Source organism: Psittacicella hinzii (assembly GCF_003585885.1).
Taxonomy (GTDB): domain Bacteria; phylum Pseudomonadota; class Gammaproteobacteria; order Enterobacterales; family Psittacicellaceae; genus Psittacicella.
Window position 1 is genome coordinate 1 of sequence record NZ_NRHC01000054.1, and the last position, 4,125, is coordinate 4,125.

At 36.6% G+C, this 4,125-nt stretch carries 3 protein-coding genes; all 3 read left to right on the forward strand.

Translation table 11 applies throughout. From position 1 onward, the window contains the following. The first annotated feature begins 519 nt into the window (after positions 1–519). The 3 genes from CKF54_RS04655 (at position 520) to CKF54_RS04665 (ending at position 4,095) form a co-directional block, all read left to right on the forward strand. Positions 520–1,191 carry an HAD-IA family hydrolase gene (locus tag CKF54_RS04655; protein ID WP_119525208.1) on the forward strand — a complete coding sequence of 224 codons (672 nt, stop codon included), beginning with the start codon at positions 520–522 and terminating at the stop codon, positions 1,189–1,191. Positions 1,192–1,280: 89 nt separating this feature from the next. Further along, entirely contained in the window at positions 1,281–2,585 is a 1,305-nt protein-coding gene (gene rho, locus CKF54_RS04660) for a transcription termination factor Rho (protein WP_222987516.1), read from the forward strand. Positions 2,586–2,880: 295 nt separating this feature from the next. Beyond that, positions 2,881–4,095: a restriction endonuclease subunit S gene (locus CKF54_RS04665; protein ID WP_119525210.1), complete on the forward strand. Its 1,215-nt coding sequence runs from the start codon at positions 2,881–2,883 to the stop codon at positions 4,093–4,095. Positions 4,096–4,125: the final 30 nt, after the last annotated feature.

Below are 4,125 nucleotides of genomic sequence, written 5' to 3' on the forward strand. Positions count from 1 at the left end.
TGCAATAAAGAGCTTTTGCATAAAGAGCCTCTTGAATATACAACTTCTTGGATAGATAAATCTATCATCTTCGCTTGCTTGGCAAGCGTCTATTTTTATTTCCCTTTTAGACTTAGATCTTTATAGGAGATTTAGAGAGAATTAATTGAGATTGTAAGTTAGATTGCAGTTAGATCTCGGGAACTCAGTTAGAGCTTTTTATCTCTTGGGCACTCGTTGGATCTTTTGCTCCTCTTGAGAAAACAATTAGAGCCTTGTGATCTCTTGAGCACTCAATTAGATCTTTTTTAAACCTCTAAACTAAAGATCCTCGTTAAATTTTATTTAGAACACATTTCTAGTTTGCAAATTGAGCTATAGCTCCAGTAGCTCCAGTAGCTCCAGTAGCTCCAGTAGCTCCAGTAGCTCCAGTAGCTCCAGTAGCTTCAGTAGCTTCAGTAGATTTAGTAGCTCCAGTAACTCCTATATCTCAAAGCAATACAAAGCAACTAGAACAAAACCATTCACTTTATTATTACTATGAAATCATTAGAACAAGTTTTAACTCCAGAAGTATTAGAAAAATATCAAGCGTTAATCTTCGATTTAGACGGAACTTTATTAAACACTATCCCAGCTCACGAACAAGCTTGGGAAGAAACAGGCAGAAGATTTAATAAAACTTTTGACGTAGAAATTATGCACCGTTTAACAGGTTCATCAGCTGTGTTTATTGCTGAAGAAATCTGTAAAGACGCAGGTGTTGCTCCTGAATTAGTGCCAGATGTATTACAAACTAAAGTTGATATTGCTAGCCAATACATTGCTGACAAAACTGAAGCTCTACCTGCTTACCACCTAGCACACAAATACAAAGGTAGTAAAAAACTAGGTATCGGTACCGGAAGCTTCCGTCACTTTGTTGACTTACTAGATAAAAAGTTTGCTCTATACGAGTTAATGGGTAAAGAAAACACCTTTAGCCAAGATGATGTAAGCAAACATAAACCAGATCCTGAAACTTGGTTAAGCGTAGCTAAAAGCCTAAACGTGGAACCACAAAACTGTTTAGTATTCGAAGACGGTACTCTAGGTATGCAAGGCGCTCTTGCTTGTGGTATGGATGCTTTTGACGTAGTAAACAACAAACTTTACTATGCAAAAGACTACAGCAACTTAGAAGAAATTAAACAAGCTTTAGCTAAACGCTAACCATCGCACACAAAAGAATTACAAGGAAAAAGCAGATGCCAAGAAAACCTTCGCTCGCTACCCTCAAAAAAACCCCTAGTTTAGAATTAATGAAATCTCTAACCATTAAACAGCTGTATGATTTTGCTGAAAAGTTAGAGATGGATACTTCAGAACTAGACCGCCTCTCTAAGCAAGAAGTTGTTTTTAAAATTTTAAAACACCAAGCAGATCAAGGAGTGGAAGTACGTGGTTCTGGAGTACTTGAACTCCACAACGATGGTTTTGGTTTCTTACGTAATGCCGACTGCTCATATCTTGCAGGTCCTGATGACATTTACGTTTCACCAAACCAAATTCGTCGTTTTAACCTACGTACAGGGGACACAGTAACCGGTCTTATCCGTCCTCCAAAAGACGCAGAGCGTTACTTTGCCCTCATTCGTGTAGATGAAATCAATGGTGAAGAAGCAGAGAAAGCTAAAAACAAAACTCTGTTTGAAAACCTAACTCCACTCTATGCAGATACCCGTCTGGTGCTTGAGCGTAAAGAAGTAAAAGAAAAAGAAAACGTTACTCCACGTCTGATTGACTTCCTCGCACCAATTGGTAAAGGACAAAGGGGTCTTATTGTTGCTCCACCAAAAGCTGGTAAAACTGAACTGCTAAAATCAATTGCAATTTCAATTTGCCAAAATAACCCTGAAACCAAAATTATTGTTCTGCTAATTGACGAACGTCCAGAAGAAGTAACAGAAATGGTGCGTACAGTTCAAGGTGAAGTAGTTGCTTCAACTTTTGATGAACCAGCATCGCGTCACGTACAAGTGGCAGAGATGGTAATAGAACGCGCAAAACGTTTAGTTGAACATAAACACGACGTGGTTATCTTACTAGACTCAATTACTCGTCTAGCACGTGCTTACAATACCGTTACTCCAGCTTCGGGTAAAATCCTTTCAGGTGGTATTGACGCTAATGCCCTTCATCGTCCAAAACGTTTCTTCGGGGCTGCTCGTAATGTAGAAGAGGGTGGTTCTCTAACAATTATCGCCACTGCGCTAATTGACACAGGTTCAAAAATGGACGACGTGATCTACGAAGAGTTCAAAGGTACAGGTAACATGGAGTTACACTTAAGCCGTCGTATTGCTGAACGTCGTATCTTCCCTGCTATTGATGTTTTACCATCATCTACCCGTAAGGAAAACCTCATGGTTCCTCAAGAAGAAGTTAATGTGCAATGGGAAATGCGTAAACTTCTTTCAGAGGTTAACAATGACATCGAACGCTTACAAATCCTTATGAAAGCAATCGATGAAACTGACAATAACCAACAGTTACACGAGTACTTACGTAAACAATACATTGAGACTGACAGCTTTAAACAAGCACAGCAAGCAGTTGGTAAATAATCTTGTAAACCTTGTAATTTGTATAACTAAAAAGCAGTTAGTGGTACTAACTGCTTAATTAACCAAAGCAAATAAAACGTTAAAGAGCTAGGAGTGAAACCTCCTAGCTCTTTCTTGTTTCTTAATTATTTTACAAGCTTAACAAGCTAATAAAAACCTTAATTACTAAATACTTAAGGTATTTCTTGCATAAAAATATGCTAATGTTCGTATAATATTAAAGTGTAAATTCAAAGGTTTCCTTTTTCACTGAAAACGAGAAATCTGTAACCTCCACTTTCAAGATATCACTATTATGCAAGAATCTCCTCTTTTGTCTTTTACTAAATCAAATAACTTTATTACAACTAGTCTAGAAGACATTGTTGACTTTATTAATTATAGAAAAAATTTAACTTTAGAAAGAACGGGTAAATATCAAGCTGTATCAATTGCTGCTATAGGTAACGGAAGTCGTGTAATCGAATTTAATGGCTTTACTGATCAAGAAGAAATCCTCTTGAAAGAGGGAGACATTGTAATGGCTTTTTATGGTTACTGTGGCAGATCTGCTATAGTTACAGAAAATGACAAGTATGTGCTAAATCCTCGTGTTTGTTTAATAAGGGTTAAAGATAAAAATCAAGTTGATCCTTACTATCTACAGGCTTATTTTCTCTTGCATAAAAGCAGAAAATTTATCCACGTAATCTCTCAAGGTACAGCTCAGCAATTTATTACTGTAACCAACTTAAAAGCTTTACCTGTAACTATGCCTAGCATTGAAGAGCAACGCAAAATAGGAAAAATCTTTAAAGATGTCGATGATCAAGTAGTAATTCTAGAACAGAAGTTAAATAATCTGTTAACTCTCAAACAAAGATTAGTAAAAGACCTAATCCCTAATTACGTTTACAAAGGAACTCACAAAACCTATCCAACTCGTCGTTTTGCAGGTTTTACTGATCCTTGGAAATGGTATAAAATCCACGAGTGTGCTGAAGTTATTTCTGGTGGAACTCCAAGTACTAAAGTTGAAAAGTATTGGGGAGGCGATATTAACTGGTTAACACCTACAGAGGTAGGTAAACGACTATACGCTGGGGATAGTCAACGTAAAATAACTCCAGAGGGTTATAAAGCTTGCACTGCAAAAATGCTTCCAGTTGGTGCTATCCTATTTTCTAGTCGTGCAACTATCGGTAATACTGCAATTCTAGAAAAAGAAGCTTGTACTAACCAAGGGTTCCAAAGCTTTGTTGTAAATGAAGACAAGCTAACAAACATCTTTATGTATACTCTAATTCCTATAGTTAAATACCAAGCTGATAGATACAAGCATGGTACAACCTTTGAAGAAATTTCTAAGAGTGAAGTAAAAGAGTTTGTTATCCCTTTAACAAGTTTTGAAGAGCAAAATAAAATTACTAAGTTAACTTTTGAAGTTGATAAGCTAATTGATCTGCATAGAGTAAGACTTGAGTTAATGAAGAAATTTAAAACAGGTCTGTTACAGCACCTATTTATTTAATTTCATTTAAAAATGACTAGAGGAGAAAAG

Coding starts and splice junctions, on each gene's coding strand:
- CKF54_RS04655 (WP_119525208.1), top strand. CDS start 520: ATGAAATCATTAGAACAAGTTTTAACTCCAGAAGTATTAGAAAAATAT.
- rho (WP_222987516.1), top strand. CDS start 1,281: ATGAAATCTCTAACCATTAAACAGCTGTATGATTTTGCTGAAAAGTTA.
- CKF54_RS04665 (WP_119525210.1), top strand. CDS start 2,881: ATGCAAGAATCTCCTCTTTTGTCTTTTACTAAATCAAATAACTTTATT.